At 69.8% G+C, this 22,047-nt stretch carries 22 protein-coding genes; 18 read left to right on the forward strand and 4 right to left on the reverse strand.

All coding sequences use genetic code 11. The annotated features are described in order from the left end of the window. Window positions 1-123: 123 nt before the first annotated feature. The gene (locus ACIA8L_RS00560) at window positions 124-1,314 is read right to left on the reverse strand and encodes a PQQ-binding-like beta-propeller repeat protein (protein WP_395898918.1); all 1,191 of its coding nucleotides are present in this window, start codon (window positions 1,312-1,314) and stop codon (window positions 124-126) included. A gap of 268 nt (window positions 1,315-1,582) precedes the next feature. Between ACIA8L_RS00560 and ACIA8L_RS00565 the strand changes: the two genes are divergently transcribed. From ACIA8L_RS00565 to ACIA8L_RS00575, 3 genes are read left to right on the forward strand one after another with little or no spacing between them, the layout of a single operon-like run. Then, window positions 1,583-2,089 carry a helix-turn-helix domain-containing protein gene (locus ACIA8L_RS00565; protein WP_395898920.1) on the forward strand — a complete coding sequence of 169 codons (507 nt, stop codon included), beginning with the start codon at window positions 1,583-1,585 and terminating at the stop codon, window positions 2,087-2,089. Next, entirely contained in the window at window positions 2,086-2,619 is a 534-nt protein-coding gene (locus ACIA8L_RS00570) for a DUF6036 family nucleotidyltransferase (protein ID WP_395898922.1), read from the forward strand. Before ACIA8L_RS00565 ends, ACIA8L_RS00570 begins: the two co-directional genes overlap by 4 nt. Window positions 2,620-2,639: 20 nt before the next feature. Further along, window positions 2,640-3,095: a DUF488 family protein gene (locus tag ACIA8L_RS00575; RefSeq protein ID WP_395898924.1), complete on the forward strand. Its 456-nt coding sequence runs from the start codon at window positions 2,640-2,642 to the stop codon at window positions 3,093-3,095. Here the strand turns inward: ACIA8L_RS00575 and ACIA8L_RS00580 are convergent. The 3 genes from ACIA8L_RS00580 to ACIA8L_RS00590 form a co-directional block, all read right to left on the reverse strand. Next, window positions 3,061-3,900, reverse strand: coding sequence for a hypothetical protein (locus tag ACIA8L_RS00580; protein WP_395898925.1), 840 nt, complete (start codon window positions 3,898-3,900; stop codon window positions 3,061-3,063). The genes ACIA8L_RS00575 and ACIA8L_RS00580 overlap by 35 nt on opposite strands. A 258-nt stretch (window positions 3,901-4,158) precedes the next feature. Further along, on the reverse strand, window positions 4,159-5,052 hold the full coding sequence (locus ACIA8L_RS00585; protein ID WP_395898927.1) for a hypothetical protein: 894 nt from the start codon (window positions 5,050-5,052) through the stop codon (window positions 4,159-4,161). A 447-nt stretch (window positions 5,053-5,499) separates the two neighbouring features. Next, on the reverse strand, window positions 5,500-6,792 hold the full coding sequence (locus tag ACIA8L_RS00590) for a glycoside hydrolase family 19 protein (protein WP_395898928.1): 1,293 nt from the start codon (window positions 6,790-6,792) through the stop codon (window positions 5,500-5,502). Window positions 6,793-6,961: 169 nt separating this feature from the next. Between ACIA8L_RS00590 and ACIA8L_RS00595 the strand changes: the two genes are divergently transcribed. From ACIA8L_RS00595 to ACIA8L_RS00665, 15 genes are all read left to right on the forward strand, one after another. Then, on the forward strand, window positions 6,962-7,528 hold the full coding sequence (locus ACIA8L_RS00595; protein ID WP_395898929.1) for an RNA polymerase sigma factor: 567 nt from the start codon (window positions 6,962-6,964) through the stop codon (window positions 7,526-7,528). Beyond that, window positions 7,525-8,325, forward strand: coding sequence for a zf-HC2 domain-containing protein (locus ACIA8L_RS00600; RefSeq protein ID WP_395898931.1), 801 nt, complete (start codon window positions 7,525-7,527; stop codon window positions 8,323-8,325). The genes ACIA8L_RS00595 and ACIA8L_RS00600 overlap by 4 nt, the downstream gene beginning before the upstream one ends. 41 nt (window positions 8,326-8,366) lie before the next feature. Beyond that, window positions 8,367-9,164, forward strand: coding sequence for an ABC transporter ATP-binding protein (locus tag ACIA8L_RS00605; RefSeq protein WP_395898932.1), 798 nt, complete (start codon window positions 8,367-8,369; stop codon window positions 9,162-9,164). Further along, entirely contained in the window at window positions 9,161-10,504 is a 1,344-nt protein-coding gene (locus ACIA8L_RS00610; protein ID WP_395898934.1) for a hypothetical protein, read from the forward strand. The genes ACIA8L_RS00605 and ACIA8L_RS00610 overlap by 4 nt, the downstream gene beginning before the upstream one ends. Before the next feature lie 77 nt (window positions 10,505-10,581). Then, on the forward strand, window positions 10,582-11,115 hold the full coding sequence (locus tag ACIA8L_RS00615) for a hypothetical protein (protein WP_395898936.1): 534 nt from the start codon (window positions 10,582-10,584) through the stop codon (window positions 11,113-11,115). Between the two features lie 19 nt (window positions 11,116-11,134). Then, on the forward strand, window positions 11,135-13,819 hold the full coding sequence (locus ACIA8L_RS00620; RefSeq protein ID WP_395898938.1) for an ATP-binding protein: 2,685 nt from the start codon (window positions 11,135-11,137) through the stop codon (window positions 13,817-13,819). A 74-nt stretch (window positions 13,820-13,893) separates the two neighbouring features. Continuing rightward, entirely contained in the window at window positions 13,894-15,342 is a 1,449-nt protein-coding gene (locus ACIA8L_RS00625; protein WP_395898940.1) for an FAD-dependent monooxygenase, read from the forward strand. A 78-nt stretch (window positions 15,343-15,420) separates the two neighbouring features. Beyond that, window positions 15,421-16,137, forward strand: a complete 717-nt coding sequence (locus ACIA8L_RS00630; RefSeq protein ID WP_395898942.1) for a hypothetical protein — start codon at window positions 15,421-15,423, stop codon at window positions 16,135-16,137. A gap of 52 nt (window positions 16,138-16,189) precedes the next feature. Further along, complete coding sequence (locus tag ACIA8L_RS00635) at window positions 16,190-16,504, forward strand: calcium-binding protein (RefSeq protein WP_395898944.1); 315 nt, start codon at window positions 16,190-16,192, stop codon at window positions 16,502-16,504. Beyond that, window positions 16,501-17,643, forward strand: coding sequence for a hypothetical protein (locus ACIA8L_RS00640; RefSeq protein ID WP_395898946.1), 1,143 nt, complete (start codon window positions 16,501-16,503; stop codon window positions 17,641-17,643). Before ACIA8L_RS00635 ends, ACIA8L_RS00640 begins: the two co-directional genes overlap by 4 nt. Before the next feature lie 23 nt (window positions 17,644-17,666). Next, the gene (locus ACIA8L_RS00645) at window positions 17,667-18,533 is read left to right on the forward strand and encodes a heavy metal-binding domain-containing protein (RefSeq protein WP_395898948.1); all 867 of its coding nucleotides are present in this window, start codon (window positions 17,667-17,669) and stop codon (window positions 18,531-18,533) included. Next, window positions 18,530-19,342, forward strand: a complete 813-nt coding sequence (locus tag ACIA8L_RS00650; protein WP_395898950.1) for a heavy metal-binding domain-containing protein — start codon at window positions 18,530-18,532, stop codon at window positions 19,340-19,342. The genes ACIA8L_RS00645 and ACIA8L_RS00650 overlap by 4 nt, the downstream gene beginning before the upstream one ends. 288 nt (window positions 19,343-19,630) lie before the next feature. Continuing rightward, the gene (locus ACIA8L_RS00655) at window positions 19,631-21,160 is read left to right on the forward strand and encodes a hypothetical protein (protein ID WP_395898952.1); all 1,530 of its coding nucleotides are present in this window, start codon (window positions 19,631-19,633) and stop codon (window positions 21,158-21,160) included. Between the two features lie 5 nt (window positions 21,161-21,165). After that, window positions 21,166-21,456 (forward strand): hypothetical protein, encoded by a 291-nt coding sequence (locus ACIA8L_RS00660; RefSeq protein ID WP_395898954.1) that lies wholly within the window; start codon window positions 21,166-21,168, stop codon window positions 21,454-21,456. Further along, window positions 21,453-22,028 carry a hypothetical protein gene (locus ACIA8L_RS00665; protein ID WP_395898956.1) on the forward strand — a complete coding sequence of 192 codons (576 nt, stop codon included), beginning with the start codon at window positions 21,453-21,455 and terminating at the stop codon, window positions 22,026-22,028. Before ACIA8L_RS00660 ends, ACIA8L_RS00665 begins: the two co-directional genes overlap by 4 nt. Window positions 22,029-22,047 lie beyond the last annotated feature (19 nt).

Consider the following 22,047-nt stretch of genomic DNA (forward strand, 5'->3'; position numbering starts at 1 on the left):
CCGTTGGTCGACCTCCTGACCAAGCTCGTGCAGCACCCCAAGCTCGGGCCGCGGGCGATCACCCGGCGCCGCGCCGTCGCCGTCCGGGACTTCGGAACGACGCGACGCCGGTTCAGCGTCCGCTTACAGCCCGTAGACCGACAGTCTCGTGCCGTCGGTGGTGTAGACCCGGCCATAGGTGACGACGAGCTGATCGACGGTGCCGGTGAAGGAGGGTGCGTTCAGCGGGGTGCCGTCGATCGGGTTCAAGGTGTGCACCCGGTCGCCCGTGGCCGTGACGTACAGGACGCCGCCCGCGATGATTGCCCGCTGGTTTTCGCTGCCCGGGATGCTGCGGCTCCAGATCGTCGCGCCCGTGGTCCGGTTCACCGCGGTGACCACGCCCGAGAAGGATGTCACGTACAGCCTGGTCGGGCTCAGCACCACGTACTTCGGCGAGAGGTTCGACGCGAGCCAGGTCAGTTTGCCGGTCGTCGCGTCGAGGATCTGCAGGCTGTGGCCCCAGGCGACGTAGAACTTGCTCCCGGACTCGTCCGCGGCGAGCGGCCGGTACTCCTGCCAGTCGGGGCTGGTGCTGAGGACCGTGCCGGTGAGGAGGTCCACGACGCTGCTCTTCGGGTTGGTGCCCGCGTTTGCCTGGTAGCCGGAGACCAGGACCCGCCCGCCGGCCGAGACCGCCTGTTTCATGTGCATCGCGTTCTTCCACAGCAGTTGCCCGTCGGCGAGCCGGAAAGCGCGAGTGTGCGCGTAGTACCGGCTCAGGCTGGAAACCACGAGCACACCCTTGTCGAGCAGGGTCTCGGTGGTGAAGCCGCCTTCGCTGTCGAAGTCCCGGATCACGGCGCCGGTCGCGGCGTTGAGCACGAAGATTCTCGACCCTTCCGAGCCGCCCGACTGGGGAACGATGTTCATCACCACGATGAGCTGGCCGGCCTCGTGGATGAGCGGTGCCGGTGTCTCGTACAACGCCGGGTCCGGCGCGAAGCGCCACTTCACCGCGCCGGTGGCCTCGTCGGTGGCCGTGACGCCAGCGTCGTCCGGTGTATACACCAGCCCGGCGGCGACGACCGGCGCATGCTGGCCGGTCCGGGCCGGGCTGCCGGTGTACTTGAGCTTCAGGTTCGGCACGTTCGGCACCGTCAGGTTCGGCTCATTGGGATTGAAACTGCTGTTGGTCACCAGATACCCGGACGTGGCCCACCACCCCGTCCCGGCCGCGGCAGCCGGCGCCGCCGGCACGGCCACCACCGCCGCGAGCACCGCGCCGACGGCCACGAATTGCAAACCCCGCACGCGCATCACTGCCACGCCCATACTGCCCTCCGAAAGTCCCCGTCACCGCGATCGCCGAACGATAACAAGAAGGCATGCGACCCCCTCGATGGTTGCCGCCGATGTTCAAGATCGCGCGCAGCAGCGGACGTGATCGCCGGTCACCGTGCGGGAGCTAGCGTCCAGCCGCTGGTCAGGTCTCGATCCGCAGGCAATGTCGAAGTGGCCGTGGCCTCACTCCGTGAGTGCATGGAGCAGCGCTCGGCGAGATGGCTTTAGCGTTTTTAGCGTTTAGAGCTATGATCCCTACGTGGGTTCCGCACCGTCCAACCTGCTGACGACGACGGAGGCTGCTGCGTTGCTGCACTGCTCGCGGCAGCACGTGGTCAATCTGTGCGAAAACGGGACACTGTCGTTTGTGCGTGCCGGCGCCCACCGGCGGATTCGGCGGGACGACGTCGAGCGGCTCCTGCGGCCGCCTTTCCGCCGCGAGGTGGAGAAGTCGCTGTGGTTGCATCGCGCGGTGGCCGGCAAGCTCGTCGCCGACCCGCAGCGGGGGATGGCGCTGGCGTACCGCAACCTGGCGCATCGCCGAGAGGTTCACTCGGACGGCAGCGCCGACACCTGGTTCGACGCCTGGGAGCGGCTCCTCGACGATGGTGTGGACGCGGTGGTTGACATGATCACGGCACGGACCGAGGTGGCGGCGGAGTTCCGGCAGAACACGCCGTTCGCCGGCCTGCTGACGGACCGGGAGCGGTTGAAGGTGCTGGCGGCGTTCGACGCCACCCATCCCCGGACGGCCAGGTCGGCATGAGACGCGCGCAGCTCGAACACGTGCTGCGAGCCGTGTCCGCGATCGTCGACGACCCCGACGTTCTGGTCATCGGTAGTCAGTCGATTGTTGGTGCGATACCGGAGCATCTCCTGCCGTCGGCCGTCACCCGCTCGTCTGAGGTCGACATCGCGTTCTTCAACGACCCGGACGGGCGCAAGGCCGACCTGGTCGACGGTGGCATCGGCGAGATGTCTCCGTTCGACAGCACCTACGGCTACTACGCCCAGGGCGTCGACACCTCCACGGCGATCCTGCCCGACGGCTGGCGGGACAGGCTCGTCGTGGTCGCCAACGCCAACACCGGTACCGCGCAGGCCCGCTGCCTCGAGCCCCACGACTGCGCGGCGTCCAAGCTCGCCGCCGGCCGGGAGAAGGACCTCGTCTTCGTCTCGGCACTGCTCGAAGCGCGCCTGATCGATGCCGACACCCTCACCGACCGCATCAAAGCGATGGACATATCCACGATGCTGCGTCAGCGCATGCTCAGCTGGGTAGCCTCGGCAAGGTAAAAGTATCGGAGGTACGGATCGTGTCGCCTGGCATCGTGGGCGTCGGGTACGAAGGCCAGACGCTCGAAGAACTCGTCGAGAGGCTCGTGACTGCGGGTGTTTCGCGGCTCGTGGATGTCCGGATGACGCCGATCTCCAGGAAGCGCGGGCTGAGCAAGACCGCGCTCGGAGCCGCGTTGGCAGAAGCCGGCATTCGGTACGAGCATCGACGCGAGCTGGGTAATCCGAAGTCGAACCGGGCCGGGTTCGGCGGTTCGCCCGAGGAGCGCCGAGAGGCGAAGGCCGTCTTCGCCGGCCTGCTCGAAGTCGCGGATGCCGCCGATGCGCTCGACGCGTTGGCGGAGGCGAGCCGGCGGGAGCGGGTTTGCGTGCTGTGTTTCGAGGCCGACCAGAGCCGCTGCCACCGTGACGTGGTGCTTCGCGAGGTGGAGCGCCGCCGGTCTAGCGCTTTGGGTAGTACACGCCCAGCACGCTGAAGACGTTCACCCGCTTGGCCTGGTTGCCGACGTAGAACGCCACCTCGCGGTCGGCGGCGCACATCTGGCTGAAGAACTTGTCCTCGATGGCTCGGCGGGCTTCGTCATCGGTCGTGTCGCCGAGGTTGCGTTGGAAGGCGACGAACTCCCAGTCCAGCAGACCTTGATTGTGGCCCTTGCAAAGCGGGTCATGGCAGCGGTACCGATAGTGGCCCCGGAATCGCGGTGCCTCGAGCGGGGTGCGATTGCTGCTGTCGAAGAGGTCGGGCTGGTTGACGTACGCGTCGATCTTCTTCCGTTCCTCAGGCGTCCAGCCAGGGTGCGGTTCCACTTTGAAACCGCCGATGTCCTTAGGTCGAACAAGCGCGAGCGACTGGGCGTCGGCGTGGTCGCGAGTGTTACGGAACAGGGTGCACATCGAGTCCTCGATGTGCGGGTCCAGATGCGGCCGCCGCGGTCTCCATGGCTGCAGATGCCCGTGGTTGGCGATCGTCTTCGGGTACGGCTTCCAGCTCTCGCGGCGCTGGTCCTGGCGGGCCGGTCGCGCGTCGACGCTGATGATGTCGTACTTGCGGAACCGGTCGTCGAAACTGAGATCGCGGAAGTTGATCGGGTACAACCTGATCCACCGTCGTGGACTCAGGTCGACGCTGAGGCCGGCGATGCAGACTGTCTCGCCGTACTTTTCCGACGGATTCGGTGCCGCCTTGACCGTGATGAGCACCCGAAGCCGCACCAGGTCGTCAGTACTGGGCTTGCGCTCCGGTTCGCCATCGCCGGGTCCGAAGAGCGACAGCTGCGTCATCGTCACCTCCGTTGCGACTGTTCGTACTCGCTCAACTACTGTGTGTTGTATAGCGTGACATGGATGTGTCTCATTGGGAAGGCGCGGCAGAGTCGGCCCGGCGTATCGTCGAGCCCCGTGCTGTACCGCCGACCGTCAACGCCCCGTGGCCGTCGGAGTCGAGCCGGAACTTGCCAGCTGGTCAAGTTCTACGACAAGACATTCGCGCCGAGTTGAACGACGGCGACACCGATGCGCTTGCGAGCAATTCGCGGGTGGCTACTCGATACGACCCTGGTGATGTGGTCCACGAGCGTTCGGAGGCCACGGTGGGTCGTCATAAGCCAGTGCGCGGCGCCCATCGGCGAGGTCGGCTCGACCGCCGGCCAAGTCATCGGCGAGGTCCTGCAGCGGCGTTTGAATGACCAGGCCATACCGGGCTAGGTAGATCACGACATCGCTGACGTCATACCCCTCAGCCTCGGCGAGCAAGGCGTACTTCACGGTCTGCAGCACCGCCTCGGCCAGTTGCTGATCCTCCATGCGCCCGGTCTTGATCTCGACCATGCTGGTCCCGGCAATCAGGTCGCCCATACGGTGGCCGCCGCGGAACGGCACGTCCGCGGCGCGCACAGAGCCGAGCGCCCGCAGCATCATTCGGGGTCCGGCGGTATGCAGGCGCCAGAACGCGTGGAATGTCAGAGCCTCGCCCCTCGCGATCTGGCGGCGGGCTGTGAACGACTCAGCGCGGGAATTCCAGACCTCCAGCATGGCACGGTTTGCTTCGACGGTGTCGCCGAAGCGGTACAGCATCGGCATGAGCTGGGCCAGATTGCTGCCGGCGGCGTGGAGCCATGCCGGCGAGACCGCCTCCCGCCGGTTCCACCGGCCGAAGTTCGCCGCAGGATCATCCAGCGGCGGCGCGAAGCCGGTGCGCCAAGCGGTCCAGATCGCCTCGAATGACGGCAACGCGTCCAGCAGATGCGGGTAGGGCATGCGCTCGGCGAGGTCCAGCACGGTGCACAGTTCGAACGTCGACCCGAAGAGCTGGCCGTGAGGTGCCACTGCCGGCACAGCGGTTGCGCGGTGCACAAGGTTGCGGGTTTGCCGGAGCCAGTCGCAACGGTCGCGAATGGGCGAGCGCAGCCAGCGCGGCAGTTGGGGATGGGACATGGTGATGCTCCTCCTCAGAACGGCATGCACCTGCTTGCATGCGCCCCCGGGTCGGGCGCGCATGGGCAGGTGAGGGCGAACGAGGTCCGTCGTCACGCAAAGACAGATGAGAGAGAGGCCGCGGTGCGGGGTCTCAGCCCGGTGACGGATCTACCGTCGTGATGTGGGCTCCGCTATCGGATACGGCAGTGTTCGAAGGACCAGATCGACGAGGCGACGAACCGATCGAGTGATGTAACTGTACGATCCGTGCCGCTCCAACGGAAGAGCATACCGCCCACCACCCGTCGCGGCTGGGGCCTGAAATCGTCGCCGCGGCCGGACCCCAACTCCACCCAGATCGACTCCTACGTCGGTGACCTTCGGAGTCGAGGAGGCCTTTCGAAAGTAAAGGGCTGGTCACGCCGCAGTGGCGTGACCAGCCCGATAATGCTGCTGCTCAGTGGTTCAGCAGGAGAGGTTGCCGCCCGTGGGGACGCCGAGGATGCTGGCGAACTGGTTGTACAGGTTGACGCGGCTCTGGACCTGGCCCGGGTTGCCGCCGTTGCATTCGATGCTGTTGATGGCGCGGATCGTGGTGCCGAAGCCCTGGCTGTTGACCATCGCGTTGTGGGACGTCGTGCCGGCGTTGCCGGTGCCGGTCATCCAGTACCACAGGCCGGTTTGCCAGGAGATTGATGCGTTGGTGCCGACCAGGCCGGGGTTGTTGAGCAGGTCGACGCCGAGCGCGTCGCCGGCCGCCTTATAGTTGAAGTTCCAACTCAGCTGGATGGGGCCGCGGCCGTGGTACGCGGACTGGCCGGCCGGGCAGCCGTAGGGCTGGCTGGTGTCGCAGTAGTGCGGCCAGTTCGCGGTGTTGATCTCGTCGATGTAGACCAGGCCGCCGGTCTCGTGGCTCACGTTGGCCAGGAACGCGGCGGCTTCCTGCTTCTTGACGGTTTCGCTACCGGTGGTCGCGAACGCGGGGTACTTCTTCATGGCGTCGGTCAGGCCGGCGTAGGTGTAGAAGCCGTTCCGCGACGGGAACATCTGGTTGAACTGCGCCTCGCTGACGACGAAGCCGCCGCCCGTGCTGGGGCCACCGCCGCAGTTGTACGGCGACCAGAACCAGGTGCTGATGGTCGGGTCGTAGCCCGGGTTGTCGTGGGTGGCCTGGTAGAACTGGCCATTCGTGTACCGCACGATCGCGCCGGTGGCGTAGGACTGGCCGGCGACCCAGTTCGGGTAGTTGCACGAACCCGTGCCGCCGCCCGGAACCGTCCACTTCTGGTTGGCGCCGCCGTGGCAGGACCAGGTCAGCAGCGGCGTGCCGTCGGCCGTGCCCCAGCCGGACGCGTCGAGGCACTTGTTGGCCTGCGGGTTGACGATGTCGTTGGCGCCGCTGACGGCCCACTGCTGGGCGCCGGAGTTGTTGCAGTCCCACAGCTGGACCTTGGCCCCGTCGGCGGTGGAGCCGCCGGAGACGTCGAGGCACTTGCCGAGGGCCCGGATCGTACCGTCGGTGCCGACCGTCCAGTTCTGAGCGTTGGTGCCGTTGCAGGTCCACAGCTGGACCTGGGTGCCGTTCGCGGTGTTCGCGCCGGCTACGTCGACGCACTTGCCGCCATAGCCGGAGATGGCACCGGTGCCGGCGGCGGCCGCGGTGCCGGGGTTGAGTGAGACGAGGGTGACGGCGCCGAGCGTGAGAGCGGCGGCCGCGACGAGTGCCCGACGCAAACGCGCCGATCTCGATCTGTCCATTGGGGACGCTCCTCGGGAGGGGGAGTCCTTTTTATCGCAAACCTCGAATAACTGTAAAGACTGTTTACTTTTGTCTGAGCCTGACAAGAACATCGATCGATTCGGAGTCTGTGACTCAGGTCACACCTATTAATGATCCGGCGGGGGCGTCGCGGTCGACCATCTAAGCGTGGGAGGTACTGACCTGGACGAGGAGCGGCTGCTGCGGCGGGTCGCGCGGGCCGACTTGGACGCGTTCGACGAACTGTATCGGCGGACCTCGCCCTGGCTGGCGATTCGGCTGCGGCGCCGCTGCAGCGACGACGGGATTGTCGCCGAGGTCTTGCAGGACACCTACCTGACGGTGTGGCGGGCGGCGGGGTCGTTCACCGGGCTGCGGCAGATCGGTGGGGCCGACTCGCCGGGTGGTACTGCCGTCGGGTGGATCTGGACGATCGCGGCGCGCCGGCTGGTGGACGCGTTGCGGCGGCGGGCGCGGCTGCGGGAGGTGCCGACCGAGGTACTGCCGGAGCGTGCCGTGCCCGCCGCCGAGGACGAGGTGCTCGGCGGGTCCATCGGGCTGGAGCTCGGCGCGGCGCTGGACAAGCTCGCGCCGGAGTTGCAGGCGGTCCTGGCCGCGATGGTCCTCGACGGGCTCACCGTTCGCGAGACCTCGATCCTGCTCGGGTTGCCGGAGGGCACCGTGAAGAGCCGGGCCCGTCGCGCCCGCACCGCACTACGGGAGGCGCTGACATGACCGCGCACGTCGCACCGCCGGCCCTCGCCGCGTACGCCGCCGGCACGCTCAAGCATGACCACGCCGCCACCTGGGCGCTCGAGGTGCACCTGGAGGGTTGCGCGCAGTGCCGAGCGCGGCTGGCCGACCTGATGACCCCGCCGCTGCGAACGCTGCTGGACGACACCCGTACCGCGATCCTCGACCAGGCACGTAACGGGCCGCGGCCGGTGCCGCCACGACGGCTGCGGCGGTGGCGGCTGCGGTGGGCCGACTGGTCAGTGCTCGGCTGGGCGGCCATGACGTTCACCGCGATCCTCGCCGCCGTCCTGCTGGATGTGAGCTACCCCGGCCGGCCGTCGACGGTGCTGCTGCTGGCTCCCGTCGCGCCCCTGGCCGGGCTGGCGGTGGCCTGGTCGCGGCGGGCCAATCCGGCCTGGGAGATGGTCGCCGGGACCGCCCGGGCCGGGCTGGAGCTGTTGCTGCGCCGCACCCTGGCCGTCCTCGTGCTGATCCTGCCGCCGCTGGCGGTGGCCGGGCTGGTGCTCGGGCGCAATCCGGCACTGTGGCTGCTGCCCTGCCTGACCTTCACCGCCGCAACGCTGCTGCTCGGCAGCCGCATCGGTGTGCCGCTCGCGGCCGGCGTGCTCGGCGGTGGCTGGCTGGTTGCGGCCGGCTCGGTGACGTTGACGACCGCGCCCGCCGAGATGCTCATGCGGGCCGAGACCATGCCGGCGTGGGCGGGCGCCGCCGTCGTACTGGCCCTGCTGACGGCGCTGCGGGCCGACCATCTGCGCAGCCCGGTCACCTGGCGCTGACGCAAAAAACAAGCTGACGCAAAAGCAAGAAGGAGACGGCATTGGTACGCGCAGTAAGTGCTGACGAGGTCGCCCCTACCCGGCACGCATGGCCCATCGAGGCGGCGGGACTGTCGGTGAAAGCCGGCCGGCACCTCGCGGTCGACGGGCTCGACCTTCGCCTCGGCGTCGGTGTGCACGGGCTGCTCGGGCCCAACGGCGCCGGCAAGAGCACCCTGATGCGAGCCCTGGCCACAGTCGTGCGCCCGCACCGTGGCCGGCTGCAGTTGCTCGGCGCTGACGCCACGGCGGGTCGGGCATTGCGGCCCGTGCGAGCGCGGCTCGGGTACCTCCCGCAGCAGTTCGGTTTCTATCCCCGCTTCACCGTTCGCGACGCCGTCGAGTACATGGCGTGGCTGCGGGAGATGCCGGCCGCGTCGGTGCCGGCGGCCGCGCAGCAGGCCATCGACCGGGTGCGGCTCACCGACCGCGCCGACGCCAAGCTCAAGTCGCTGTCGGGTGGCATGTTGCGCCGGGCCGGGATCGCGCAGGCGATCGTCAACGAGCCGGAGCTGCTGCTGCTGGACGAGCCGACCGTGGGGTTGGATCCAGAGCAGCGGGTGGAGTTCCGGGAGCTGATCCGGGAGCTTGGGGCCGACAGCTGTGTGCTGGTCTCCACCCATCTCGTCGAGGACGTGGTCGCCGCCTGTTCTGATGTCGTGTTGATGGATCAGGGGCGGCTGGTGTTCCAGGGGGTCCCCGGTGACCTGATCCGGCACGGTGAGACGGGTGGTGTCGGGGACAGCCCGGCCGAGCGCGGGTACTCCGTCCTGCTGCACCGGCACCGGGGCGCGGCATGATCCGGCCGCTGCGCACCGAGCTGCGCCGGTCCAACGCCCCGGCCGTCGCCGTGCTGCTGATTGTCATCGGGGGTCTGTCCGTCGCCAGCATGTACACCTTCTGGCAAGGGCAGTGGTTGCGCTTCGGCTATGTGCAGACGACGGGCATGTTCATCCTGGTGCCCCTGGCCCTGGCCGGCGGGGCGGTGCTGGGGCGCCGGGACCGCCGCACCCGCGCCGAGGATCTGCTGCTGAGCACCGGCCGGCCCCGCTGGCAGCGGGCGCTGCCGGCGATGGGCGCGCTGGGCATCGCCGTCGCGGCCGCGCACCTGCTCGTCCTGGCCGCCGGGGCCGTTCTGGTCGCGGGCACGTACCTGGGGCTGCGCGGGGTCGTGGCAGCGCTGGTCGACGCGCTGGTGCTGGTCGGTGCGGCGTGGGCGGGGGTGGCCGTCGGCCGGCGCTGGTCCGCGCCGCTGCTGCCGCCCGTGCTCGCCGCCGCCGTGCTGGTCGTGCAGGTCGGCGCGTCCGAGGTCGCGCACGGCGACGATCGGCTCGGCAACCTGTCGCTGATGATCTCGTGGCCGCCGGACACCGACTGGGAGACGATGTCCACGCGCCTGCTGCTCAGCCACTTCACTCTCGGCGCCGGGCTGCTGGTGGGCGGCGTCCTGCTCGCGGCGGGCGCGTCGTGGCTGTGGCGGGCCGGCGCGTTCGCGAGCCTGGCGGCCGGCGTGGCCGGTCTGGTCCTGATCGCCATCCCGGGCCCGAACGGCATCTGGCAGCTCGATTCCGGCGCATACCGGTATGTCTGCACGGACAGTACCCCCCAAATTTGCGTCACCGCCGTGCACGCGCATCTTTTGCCCGGGATCACCACTGATGCCCGGCGTGCTTTGCACGCTCTTGCCAAACTGCCCGGTGCGCCGACTCGCGCCGTCGAGCTGCGGCTGGACACCATTGGCCAGAATGACAGTGATCAATGGTATCGGCCGAAGCCACAGCCCGGGACCGTACAATTCCAGCTGGAGATCGACCCCGCCACCGGACGTGATCCCGACGTGGCGGAAAGCATAGTCATGGGTGGGGGTACTCGCTGGTCCGGCTGCGGTCACGGTAGCGACGACATCGCCCAGGCCATCGCCGCGGCGTGGCTGCTGGATACGGACACGGTTCGGCTGTGGGACTCGTGGACCGGTTTCGAATACGCGGACAAATACCAGCCGGACGTGCGGGCCGGGGTGCAGGCGCTGCGGGCACTGCCGGCGGCCGAGCAATTGCAACGGGTGACCGCGCTGCGGGACGCGGCCGCGCGATGCGAGGAGGAGCTCATGCCGTACCTCACCGGTCAGGCTTCGGCATGAATCGCGGACCGTGGCTGTATCTGCGTTCGCGCCGTTTCTTGATTGCCGTCGGCGGTTCGGCGGGCGCGGTGGCACTGGTGACGGCGGCCTGGGCCGGCATGATGGAGCGCGCCGAAGTGCCCGCCGGCCTCGCGGTGCTCACCACCGCCTTGGCGGCGGCGCCGTTCGGGTCGACGCTCGCCGGGCCGGACCCGGCGCTGGACCGGACCGCCGCGCTGCCGTGGCCGCCGCGCCGAGCGTTGCACCTCATCGGCTGCGGCGTTGTGGTCGCCGTGCTGCTGCTCGCCGCCCGGGCGTTCGGCGCCGACTTCGGGTCGGTGGGGGTGGTGCTGCGCAACTCGGCCGGGCTGGTGGGGGTGATCGGGCTCGGCGCCGCCCTCGCCGGGGCGCGCGGGGCCTGGCCGGTGCCGGTGGCTTGGGCGGCGTTCGCGGCGTTCACGGCCGCGCCCGGGGGACCGCGATGGCGGCAGATCGCGCTGTGGATGGTGCAGGAATCGGGCAACCGCATCGCCGCGGTTACCGCTGTGGTGCTGCTGGTGGCCGGGGTCGTCGCGTACGCGGTCCGGGTCGGGCCGCAGGTCGCCCCGGTTGAGGCGACGCTGGATCAATAGACGGCCGTACGATCCCTGCATGCTGCACGGCCGTGAGCATGAGTGCGGGTTGATCGACAGTTTGCTCGACGATGCGCGGGCGGGGCGCAGTGGCGTGCTGGTCGTGCGGGGCGAGGCCGGCATCGGCAAGTCCGCATTGCTGGAGTTCGCGGTGGCGCGGGCGGCCGGGATGCGGGTGCTGCGGGCGCGCGGGGTCGAGGCCGAGGCCGAGTTCCCGTACGCGGCCGTGCACCAGCTGCTGCGGCCGGTGCGGGATCGCACCGACGTGCTGCCGGCCCGGCAGGCGGCGGCGGTGCGCGGGGCGTTCGGGCTCGGCGACGTCGTCGAAGGCGACCGATTTCTTCTCTCGGTGGCCGTGCTGAGCCTGCTCGCGGAGGCGGCTGAGGAGCGGGCGACGCTCTGCGTCGTGGACGACGCGCAGTGGCTCGACGGCTCCTCGGCGGACGCACTCGCATTCGTCGCGCGCCGGCTCGAGGCCGAAGGGGTCGCCCTGCTGTGCGCGATGCGGGACGGTCCCGGGTCGCCCTTCGCCGGGCTGCCGTCGGTGCGGCTGGGCGGGCTGACGTCCGAAGCCGCGCGGTCGTTGCTGGCCGGGTCGGCGCCCGTGGTGGCCGACCAGCTCGTGGCCGGCACCGGCGGCAACCCCTTGGCCCTGCGTGAGCTGCTCGGCGCGCTGACTCCTGGCCAGCGGGCCGGCATCGAGCCGCTCCCGGCGCGGCTTCCGGTCGGTGCCGGTGTCGAGCAGCTCTTCCTGGACCGGGTGCGGCACCGCCCACCGGCCACGCGCACGCTGTTGCTGTTGGCCGCGGCCGAGGAGCGCGGAGATGTCGGCCCCGTTTTGCGAGCGGCAGAACTTTTGGGGGTACCGGCTGAGGCGCTCGACGACGCGGAGCGCGCCGGTCTCGTGCGTATCGAGGACGCGTCGATCGTGTTCGACCATCCGCTCGTGCGATCGGCGGTGTATCGGGGCGCGACGTTCGTCCAGCGGCGCGAGGCGGAGCAGGCCCTCGCGGCCGCCCTCGTCGGCGATGCCGACCGGCGCGTGTGGCATCTCGCGGCGGCGGCGACCGCCCCCGACGAGGCGGTCGCCGAGGAGCTCGACCGAGCGGCCGACCGGGCGGCCCGGCGCGGTGGGCACGCCACGGCGGCCCGGGCCCGGCACCGCGCCGCCGCACTGAGCGGCGAGCCGCGCGCCCGCGTTCGGCGGCTGCTGGCGGCGGCCGAGTCGGACTGGCTCGCCGGCCAGGTCGATCGCGCCCGGACCGCGCTCGACGAGGCGGCCGCCCGGTGCGACGAACCCGGCGAGCGGGCCCGCTGCGCCTGGCTGCGCGGCACGATCGAGGGAGTCTGCGGCCGGCCGGACACGGCGTACGCCATCCTGGCCACCGCCGCCGAACCCATCGAGCCGACCGACCCCGCCGGTGCGGCGCGCCTGCTGGCCGAGGCCGGCCGGCTCGCCTGGGTCAGCGGTGACCTGCCCCGAGTGGCCGCCGCCGGTCGCCGGCTCGCGCGCCTGCCGGAGCGCGGTAGCGCCGTCACGGCCGCGACCCAGCTGGTCCTGGGCATGGGCGCACTGCTGGACGGGGACACCGCGGGGGCCGCCGGGCCGTTGCGCGAAGGCCGCCGGCTGGCCGAGTCGACGGCCGAGCCGGCGTCGCTCGCGTTCGCCGCCGGAGCCGCGCTGTTCCTCGGCGAGGACGCCACGGCTCTGGACCTGTTCACGGTGGCCGTCGTGCAGGCCCGGTCGGCCGGTGCGGTCAGCACCCTGCCGATGCTGCTCGCCCCGCTGGCGTCGCTGCACATGTGGACGGGGCGGTTCGACGCGGCCCGCAGCAGCGCGAGCGAGGGGCTGCGGCTGGCCCTGGACACGGGGCAGGACAACCCGGCGGCACACCACCGGGCGGTCCTCGCCTGGGTCGCGGCCGTCCAGGGGCGCGCCGACGACTGCCGGGACGCCGCCGAGGCCGCGCTCGCCCACGCCGTGCCACAGCGCCTCGGGCCGCCGGCCGCCATCGCCAACTGGGCGCTCGCCCTGCGCGACATCGGCCTGGGCCGGCCCGACGCGGCATACGACCGGCTGGTCGCTCCGGCCGACATGGGGCACCCGCTGGTTGCCGTGTTCGCCGCCGCGGATCTCGTGGAGGTCGCGGTGCGGAACGGGCAGCACGGATCGGCGGCGACGGCACTGGAAACCCTGCGGCGGTGGACCGGGCCGGCCGGGGCGGCGTGGGCGCGAGCGCTGGTGGAGCGGTGCCGAGGGCTTGTCGACGGTACCGATGCAGGCTTTGTCCGTGCCCTTGCCCTCCACGCCGGGGCCGGCCGCCCGTTCGACGCCGCCCGGACCGCCCTGCTGCTCGGCGAGTCGCTGCGCCGCCGGCGGCGCCGGGTGGAGGCGCGCGGGCACCTGCGCTCGGCGCTCGAGACGTTCGAACGGCTGGGCGCCACGCCGTGGGCGCACCTGGCCCGGGTGGAGCTCGAGGCGACCGGCGAGACGGTCCGCAAACGCGAACCCGGCGCGGCCGCCCGCCTCACACCACAGGAGTCGCAGATCGTCCGGCTGGTGACCGAGGGTGGCACGAACCGGGAGATCGCCGGGCAACTCTTCCTCAGCCCCCGCACGGTCGAGTACCACCTGCACAAGGTCTTCGGCAAGATCGGGGTGGCCTCCCGGACCGAGCTCGTGCGCTGGTCCCAGGCCCAGTGACCCCGGTCACCGGGGGCGCCGGACTGGGGAATCCACGGATGCGACCGGTCACGGCCGCGCGGGACCGTGAGGTCATGGAAATGACCGATGTCATCGTGGTGGGCGCCGGCCCGACCGGCCTCATGCTCGCCGACGAACTGGCCCTCGCCGGCGTGAGCGTCCGGGTGCTGGAGCGCCGGGCGGCGGAGCCCAACATCACCCGCGCCTTCGCCGTGCACGCCCGGACCCTCGAACTGCTCGACGCCCGCGGCCTCGCCGACGAACTGCTCCCGCGCGGCGTGCCCGTGCGCGAGATCCAGCCCGCCCCCGGCGCGACGCTTGACCTGCTGGAACTGCCGACGCGGTACCCGATGATCCTGATCGCGCCGCAGAGCGGCACCGAGAAGGTGCTCGCGGCGCGGGCCGACCGGTTGGCCGTCGCCGTGGAGCGCGACGCCGAGGTGGTCGGGCTGCACCAGGACGCCGACCGGGTCGCGCTGGACCTCGCCGACGGGCGCACCGTCGCGGCGAGGTACGTCGTCGGCTGCGACGGCGCCCACAGCACGATCCGCCGGCTGGCCGGGATCGACTTCACCGGCACGCAGTACGAGACGCACATCATGCTGGCCGACGTCCGGCTGACCAGCCCGCCGCCGCAGGCGATGTTCGCCGAGACGAGCCGGGCCGGCGTGGTCATCGTGGTGCCGTTCGGCGACGGCTGGTTTCGGGCCATCGCCTGGGATCGGCTCCGGGAACAGGTCCCGCTGGACGTCGAGCCGACCATGGCGGAGATGCGCGACGCGTTCGGCCGCATCGCCGGCACCGACTTCGGCATGACCGAGCAGCGGTGGAGCTCCCGCTTCCTGAGCGAACGGCGCCAGGCCGCCCGCTACCGCGCCGGCCGCGTCTTCCTGGCCGGCGACGCGGCCCACGTCCACTCGCCGCTGGGCGGCCAGGGCATGAACACCGGCATCCAGGACGCGATGAACCTAGGCTGGAAACTCGCCGCCGCGGTACGCGGACAGGCGGCACCCGACCTGCTGGACACCTACGAAACCGAGCGCCACCGGGTGGGCGCCCAGGTGCTCGCGCTGACCGACGGGTTCAACCGGCTCATCCTCGGCCGCAACCCGCTGCGCCGGGTGCTGCAAGGCCTGGCGATCCGGACCCTGCTGCGGTTCCGGCCGACCCGCACACGGCTCGCCGGCCGCCTGACCGGCCTCGGCATCGCCTACCCGGCCGCCCGTTCCGCCCATCCCTGGACGGGCCGCCGCATGCCCGACGTCACGTGCGTCGAGGGCCGGCTGTACGAGCTCCTGCGCGACGGCCGGTTTCTGCTGGTCGACAGCACCGGAGCGACCTCGCCCGACGCGCGCGTCCGGGTCGTGCGGTCCGCGGACCCGGCCGGCCTGCCGGCGGTTACCCTGGTGCGGCCCGACGGGTACGTGGCCTGGGCCACCGACGACCGTCCCGACCTCGCGGCCGACGCCGTGACCCGGTGGTGCGGCCGTAGCTCATTGGCAGAGCCCGGCCGGCCTTCCTAGGTTGGGCCTTCCTAGGGTGGGCCTTTGTAGGTTGCACACCGCCCCCCACGTATCGATGTTCTATGCCACACTCCCCGGGTGTCGCTGCCCCCTCAGCCGAACTACCAGGGCTATCCGGTCCAGCCCCCATATCCGGGTCCGGTCCCGCCGATGTACGGCCCGCCGATCCCGCCGCCGCGCAAGAGCAACGCCGGCCTCATCCTGGGCATCATCGGCGGCGTCCTCGTGCTGGTCACCGCCGCCTGCGTGGTCGGCGTGCTGGCCTTCACCACTTTCCGGGACAAAGCAAAGACACAAGCGGAAAACGATTCGCCGGTACTGACCTCAACGCGCGACCCGTATCCGACCGACACGTACACAGCGCCGGCCGCCGCCCCGCCCACCACGAAAGCCGCACCCCCACCAGCCCCGGCGCGGGTGGGGGAGTGCATCGGCGTCGACGAGGCCGGAACATATTCGGGGACCGGCAGCTGCAGCGGCACCAAGGGGACGTACAAAGTCATTTCCGTCGACTACTCGCGCGACACCTGCTCCGACCCCGAGTCGCCGTACATCACGCAGAGCGGCTACCGGCTGTGCCTGGAGCTGTACCTGGTACGCAGCTACTGCTACAAATTCCCGAGCGGCCCCGGCTGGGTCGTCCCCGCCCCGGCGTGCAAAGCCAAAGGAACCGTCCACGTCATCGACATCGTCCCGGGCGCGTCCAACGGCAACAACTGCACGAAGGACTACAAGTGGAACCGGTGGTACCAGTTCAACCACCCGACGGTCGTCTACTGCGTCATGCAGTACTGAGCTACGTCATGCGACGGCGGCGTCGGCTTGCAGCGCGGATTATGCTGCCGCGGTGAAGTCGTTGAAACGGGCGGAGCTCGATGCGCTGGTCGAGGAGGCGACCGTCGACTGCTACAACGGGGACGAGCAGTTGACCGGCCTCTACACCATGATCGAGGACAATCTCGCGATGCCGTTCACGACGCGGGTCCTCGGCGTCGAGGTTGTCGTTCGGCGAGTGGATCTGAGAAACGACCGGATCGTGGCGATCTGCCATCGGGGACGTGAGCGACAGGCGGTCGCGATTCTGGATCTTCCGTTGCCGGAGCCGCCGCCGGAGGGCTCGCAGTGGATCGCGGCGTATCGGCACTGGGCCGCTGAGTCGTGAGCGAATACCAGTACTACGAATTCGTGGCGATCGACCGCCCCTTGACCGTCGCCGAGCAGGGCGAACTGCGGGCAGTATCAACCCGCGGGCGGATCAGCGCGTCGAGCTTCGTCAACGACTACCAGTGGGGCGATCTGAAGGCCGATCCGCGCGAATGGATGAAACGGTACTTCGACGCGCACCTGTATCTGGCGAACTGGGGCAGCCGCCGGATCGCGCTGCGGCTGCCGAGGAAAGTACTGGACCCGGCGCTGGTGGCGACGTACTGCGTGGGTCACTCCGCCTCGTCGATGGTCACTAATGAGCACGTGATTCTCGACCTGTCCAGCGGCGACGACTACGACGGCGACGAGGAGTGGTGGGATGAGCAGAGTGCCCTCGCGTCGATCGTTCCCGCCCGCGACGAGCTCGCCGCCGGCGACACCCGGCTGCTCTACCTCGCGTGGCTGTTGTGCGTGCAGAACCAGGAGCTGGACGAGGACGAGCCGGCGCCGCCTGTCCCGCCGGGCCTGGCCAACCTGTCGGGTCCGCTGCGCAGCCTCGCCGACTTCCTCCGCTTGGACCAGGACCTGCTCGACACCGCGGCCAAAGCCAGCGCGTCGCTGACGGCACGGGGACCGTCGAAGGCGGCGATTGCCGCCTGGGTGAAGCAGCTGCCGGCGGCGGACAAAGACGAGGCCATCGTGCGGCTGCTGCGGGGTGAAGGCGTGCATCTGCGCGCCGAGCTGCTGCGCCGGTACGGCAACGGCGCGGCCATCGAGACCGCGACCGACGGACGCACGGTGGGCGAACTGCTGGCCGGTGCGGAGACCCGCTGGTCGGCCCGGCAACGGCAGGCGGAAGAGCAAGCGGCCGCCGAACGGGCTCGCCGGGAGGCGGCAGCCGCGGCCGCCCGCGAACAGCGCGTGGACGAACTGGCCGCCGACCCGGAGCGGGCCTGGCAACGAGTGGCGGAATTGATCGCGACGAAGAAACCCAAAGAATACGACGCGGCAGTGGTACTGCTGGTCGACCTGCGAGCGCTCGGTGAGCGCGACGGCCAACGTAAGAAGTTCCGCGGCCGACTGCACGATCTGCGCCAGGAGCACGCCCGCAAGCCAAGTTTCCTGGACCGGCTGGAGCGCGCCGGCCTCAGCTGATGACGGGGGATGGTGGGGAAGAGGTGCCGTTCACGTCGGGGCCGGCTCTCAACGACTTCGCCGGTCTGCGGACCCTCGGGTTCGAGCCGGTCGGGCGGGTGACCGGGTTGGCTGTGTTCCGGGTCGTTCAAGGCTTCGCGTCGTGCACGAACCGGCCGCGGTTGAATCCGGTCACCGACGAGGTGTCGCAGGAGTTTGAGCGGGAGGCTCGGCGGCTGGCGGTTGAGCGGCTGCGGCGGAAATGTATTGCTGCCGGCGGCGATGGCGTCATCGGGGTTGGGCTGGAGGTGCGGCCGTTCTTCGGGGAAGACACCCTTGAGTACGTCGCTTCCGGTACTGCGGTTCGGATCTGTGGCTCGCAAACGGAGCCTCGAGCGCGGCCATTCACGGCCGGTGTCGGCGCGGCTGATTTCGTGAAGCTGTTGCGGGCCGGGTGGATGGCGGCGTCGTTCTTGGTCGGCGTTGCGGTGAAGGTGGTGCACGACCGGGCCACCGATCTCGAACTGACCTCCGTGGACAATGTGGAGTTGACTACCGCCACCAAGCTGGTGCGGTCGGCTCGTGTCGCGGCGCGATCCGCACTCGCTGTTGAGGCTGCGCACGTTGGTGGGCACACGGTGATCCTTGACGATATCGAGCTGAGCACCTTCGAGCAGACCTGCAACGCGACGCGCAGAGAGGACAACCCCAGCCGCACGTGGGATGACCCGGAGCGCGGGAGTCTGGAAATCGAATCGGAGGATCGGGTCGCCCTCGCGGTCATGACCGGGACCGCCATTGTTCCGCTGCACCGGCCGATCGGACCGCCGGCCGGGCGGCCGCTCACCATCATGCGGCTCGACCGCGACCGTCGCCCCGCCGCGAATGTGAACCGGAGGAACTCGCCATGACGCTCGATCCGGCCGAACTCGGGGTGCCGCAGGACGCGCTCGATCGACTCGATGAATTGAAGCCCGGAAAGCCGGGGCGGATCTTCACCTCGGATCTGACCGTCAACGAGTTCCTGCTCGTCAAGCAGGCCGGGTTCACGCCGCTCGGCTTGGTGCTCGGTACGTCCGTGTACCACTGCGGGTTCCAGTTCGGGCGGTGGGCCAAGAATGCCGAGCTCGACGTGCTCTCCCAGGCCATGTACCACGCGCGCGAACTCGCCATGACCCGGATGCAGGCCGAAGCGGCGCTGCTCGGTGCGGACGGAATCGTGGCGGTGCGCCTTGCGGTGGACTTCAAAGAATGGGGCAACGACACCGCAGAATTTTTGGCCGTGGGTACTGCCGTGAAAGCCGACGACGGCGCGGACTGGAAGCCGAACACCGGTCGCCCGTTCACGTCTGACCTTTCGGGACAGGATTTCTGGACGCTGCTCCAGGCCGGCTACGCCCCGCTCGGGATGGTGATGGGCGTGTGCGTGTACCACGTCGCCCGCCGCACTTTGGGCAACGTGCTGTCCAGCATCGGCCGCAACGTGGAGCTGCCGCAGTTCACGCAGGCGCTGTATGAGGCCCGCGAGCTCGCGATGGCCCGCATGCAACACGAGGCCGAACAGCTCGACGCGGAAGGAATCGTCGGCGTCGACCTGACCCAGCGCAACCATTCCTGGGGTTCGCACACCACCGAGTTCTTCGCCATAGGCACCGCGGTGCGACCGATTCGCGCCGAGCACACCATTCCGGTACCCCAGCTGATCATGGGCCTGGACTGAGCCGCGCGGTCGGGCGACTAGGCCGCGCGGTCGGTCGACCACAAAGAGCACGTTTGGGCGACTGAGGAGCGCAGTCGGGCGACTGAGGAACGCGGGTGGGGGACTGGCGCGGGGCCGAGTCGCTGAGCCGCGCCGAGCCGTAAAGCCGCAGCCGAGCCACTGACCAGGCGGCCGAGCCACTGACCGCGCGGCCGGGCCACCGACCCGCGCAACCGAACCGCTGACCAGCGAGAGTGGCGCCGTGTCGGTACCGTGCCGGGGAGATCGATCGGCAGGAGGTCTTTCCCGGTGTCCGACAGTGCGTTCCAGGACTGGTTGGTCAGCGACAGCTGGCAGGACTACAAGCAGCAGCGGGCGATTCGCGAGATCGAGTCATCACTCGACGGGCAGCGCGCCGAGAGCCGGGCGTTGCGGTCGCAACTTTCCCGACTGCAAGGGTCACTGGAGCAGCGCCTCAACCGCCTGATCAGGTCGTTCGACGCGTTCGTCGAGCTCAGTGATCTCCGCGCCGAGCTCGCCGGATTCGACGATTCGGCGCGGGTACGGTACAAGATGCGCCAGGTCCTCGCCTTTCGCGCCGGTGCCGTTTCAGTCCTCCCAAGTGCATTCGAAGATGTTGATGGGTACTGGCTCGCGCCCGCCGCTGCTGGTGTAGCGGCGCTGACGCGAGGTGACGACGCCTCCGTCGACTTGGAGCGGGCCGTCGATCGCGATCATCGGCGTACCGCGCTGCTCCTGCTCATGTCCGGTGCCGCCGCCGAAGCGCGCTGGGTGAACTCAGCCTTCCCCGAGCTGCTGGCCGACACGCAGGTCACCGCGGCCGAGCGCGCCGTCTGGGTGGCGGCCGCGGACGGCCAGCTCGGCGACGCCGCCCTGGAAGTCGTCGCGGCACGGCTGAATGCGCTGGTCAGCGGCCTGGGCGACGAGCGCCGCGGAGACCTCGACCGTTGGTTGTCGGACCGAATTCAGGCTACGCCGGTGACCGGACTGACGTCCACGGCCGACCGAAAAGCCGTCGCCGCGCTCACCGTCGGTTCTCGCCTCGCTGCGCTCCGTGACTGGGCCGAGGCGCCAACGGAAAAGGTCGCCGAGAGCGAATCGCGAGCCGCCTTGGAGGCGCTGCTGCCGGGGCTCGTCGACGAGGGCAGCGACGAGGAGGCCGCGACCCTCCGCCGAATCGCGGAACTGCGCGCGGTGATCGACGACCGTGAGATCACGCCGGCGAAGCGCTGGAGCGACCCGACCGAACTACCGCTGACCCTCCTGGTCGCGGATGCGTTCGGCGAGGCGCCCGGTCTAAAAGCATTGGCTCGGCGGGTACTGCGAGAGCGTCTACTGGCGGTCGGTGAGGCGCTGCGCGCGCAAACGGACGTCCCGGACCCGCAGGAGCAGACGGTCGCCATCGATGGCCAATCGATTCGCGTGCGCGCCAACGGGGCGATGCCCGCCGATCTGACCGCACTGCAGCAGGCGATGGAGAAGCGCTACCCCGCGCCGGCGCCGAAGATGTGGCAGCGCTACGCCTGGTTCGCCGCCGCGGCCGCACTGCTGCTCGCAGCACTCGCGGTGCCGTTCGGATTCGCGGTTGTCCTCGTCATCGCCGCCCTGATTCTCGGCTTCGTCGGCGTCCGCCGCATCTTCGCCGACCGCGTGGAAGTCAACGAACGAAACGAGCGCATCCGAGCCGCGCAAGAACGAGCCGACAAGGCGGTCGAGCAGGAGCGGAAGTCGCTGGCCGAGTTGAGCCGCCGCCTAGAGGAAACACGCCGCAGGGCACCGGAGGATCTCACCGCCCTTCGTGCCGCCCTGGCATCATGACCGGCATGCGGGCAGCTGTGACGCTCGATGTGAGCGGCGACGACCTGGGCATTCCATACCTCACCAAGCCGATGCTGGACCTGTGGGTCCACGCACTACATGGCCCCGACCCGTTCCTCGTTGTCGGCCGAATCGACGACGACCTGCAATTCATCCAGACGTACCGCAACGCGCCCGACGACTTCACGGTCGAATACCGCGCCGGCGCCGACGCGGACATCGTCTCCACCACAGTGGACACTCCCGGCGCGGTGGTCGAGGCCATCTGGGACTGGATTCAGGAGAAGGCACGATGAGCTACTCGATCATGCCGTACAAAATCCGCCTCTCCGCCCTGAACGACGTCCTGGCCACCCACGACGAAGCGCTGGCAACCTGGGCCCAGACCCGCTGCCAAACCGAACTGGCCGAACTCGACGACTACTTCGAACCGAGCCGCCCCGCCGCCGAATACCTGGCCGACCTGATGCTGGGCCGCCCCTATGTCCAAAGCGACGCGCACCTTTACGGGTACTCCCTGAAAGCGCTCTGCAACCTCTGGGGCGCCCCAATGGCCAACGAAGGTTGGTGGGGAATGCGCTACGCCTGGTTCGAAGACGTAACCCAGGCCGCCGCCCAGTCCGGCGCCGCCTACGACTTCACCGACCTCATCACCGGCGGCCCAGGCGTCAACATCCCCGCCGGCGACGACTTCCCGTCGATGGGCCACATCGTGCACGACCACCTGCAGTCCCACCTCAACCGCCTGAACGCCACAGACCCGTCCCGCCTCACCGACGCACAGGCCGCGACCGCCGTCAACCAGGTCCGCTCCTGGCTGCAGGAATGCCAGCGCGACGACATGGACCTGGTCTGCTTCTACCACTGACCACCACCACTGCTCACGG

It is taken from the genome of Dactylosporangium sp. NPDC051541, assembly GCF_044454505.1.
Classification (GTDB): domain Bacteria; phylum Actinomycetota; class Actinomycetes; order Mycobacteriales; family Micromonosporaceae; genus Dactylosporangium.

Bases quoted from the DNA above. Each gene is read 5' to 3' on its own strand.
- ACIA8L_RS00560 (WP_395898918.1), bottom strand. From the start codon at position 1,314: ATGGGCGTGGCAGTGATGCGCGTGCGGGGTTTGCAATTCGTGGCCGTC.
- ACIA8L_RS00570 (WP_395898922.1), top strand. From the start codon at position 2,086: ATGAGACGCGCGCAGCTCGAACACGTGCTGCGAGCCGTGTCCGCGATC.
- ACIA8L_RS00580 (WP_395898925.1), bottom strand. From the start codon at position 3,900: ATGACGCAGCTGTCGCTCTTCGGACCCGGCGATGGCGAACCGGAGCGC.
- ACIA8L_RS00585 (WP_395898927.1), bottom strand. From the start codon at position 5,052: ATGTCCCATCCCCAACTGCCGCGCTGGCTGCGCTCGCCCATTCGCGAC.
- ACIA8L_RS00590 (WP_395898928.1), bottom strand. From the start codon at position 6,792: ATGGACAGATCGAGATCGGCGCGTTTGCGTCGGGCACTCGTCGCGGCC.
- ACIA8L_RS00600 (WP_395898931.1), top strand. From the start codon at position 7,525: ATGACCGCGCACGTCGCACCGCCGGCCCTCGCCGCGTACGCCGCCGGC.
- ACIA8L_RS00610 (WP_395898934.1), top strand. From the start codon at position 9,161: ATGATCCGGCCGCTGCGCACCGAGCTGCGCCGGTCCAACGCCCCGGCC.
- ACIA8L_RS00620 (WP_395898938.1), top strand. From the start codon at position 11,135: ATGCTGCACGGCCGTGAGCATGAGTGCGGGTTGATCGACAGTTTGCTC.
- ACIA8L_RS00625 (WP_395898940.1), top strand. From the start codon at position 13,894: ATGGAAATGACCGATGTCATCGTGGTGGGCGCCGGCCCGACCGGCCTC.
- ACIA8L_RS00650 (WP_395898950.1), top strand. From the start codon at position 18,530: ATGACGCTCGATCCGGCCGAACTCGGGGTGCCGCAGGACGCGCTCGAT.
- ACIA8L_RS00660 (WP_395898954.1), top strand. From the start codon at position 21,166: ATGCGGGCAGCTGTGACGCTCGATGTGAGCGGCGACGACCTGGGCATT.
- ACIA8L_RS00665 (WP_395898956.1), top strand. From the start codon at position 21,453: ATGAGCTACTCGATCATGCCGTACAAAATCCGCCTCTCCGCCCTGAAC.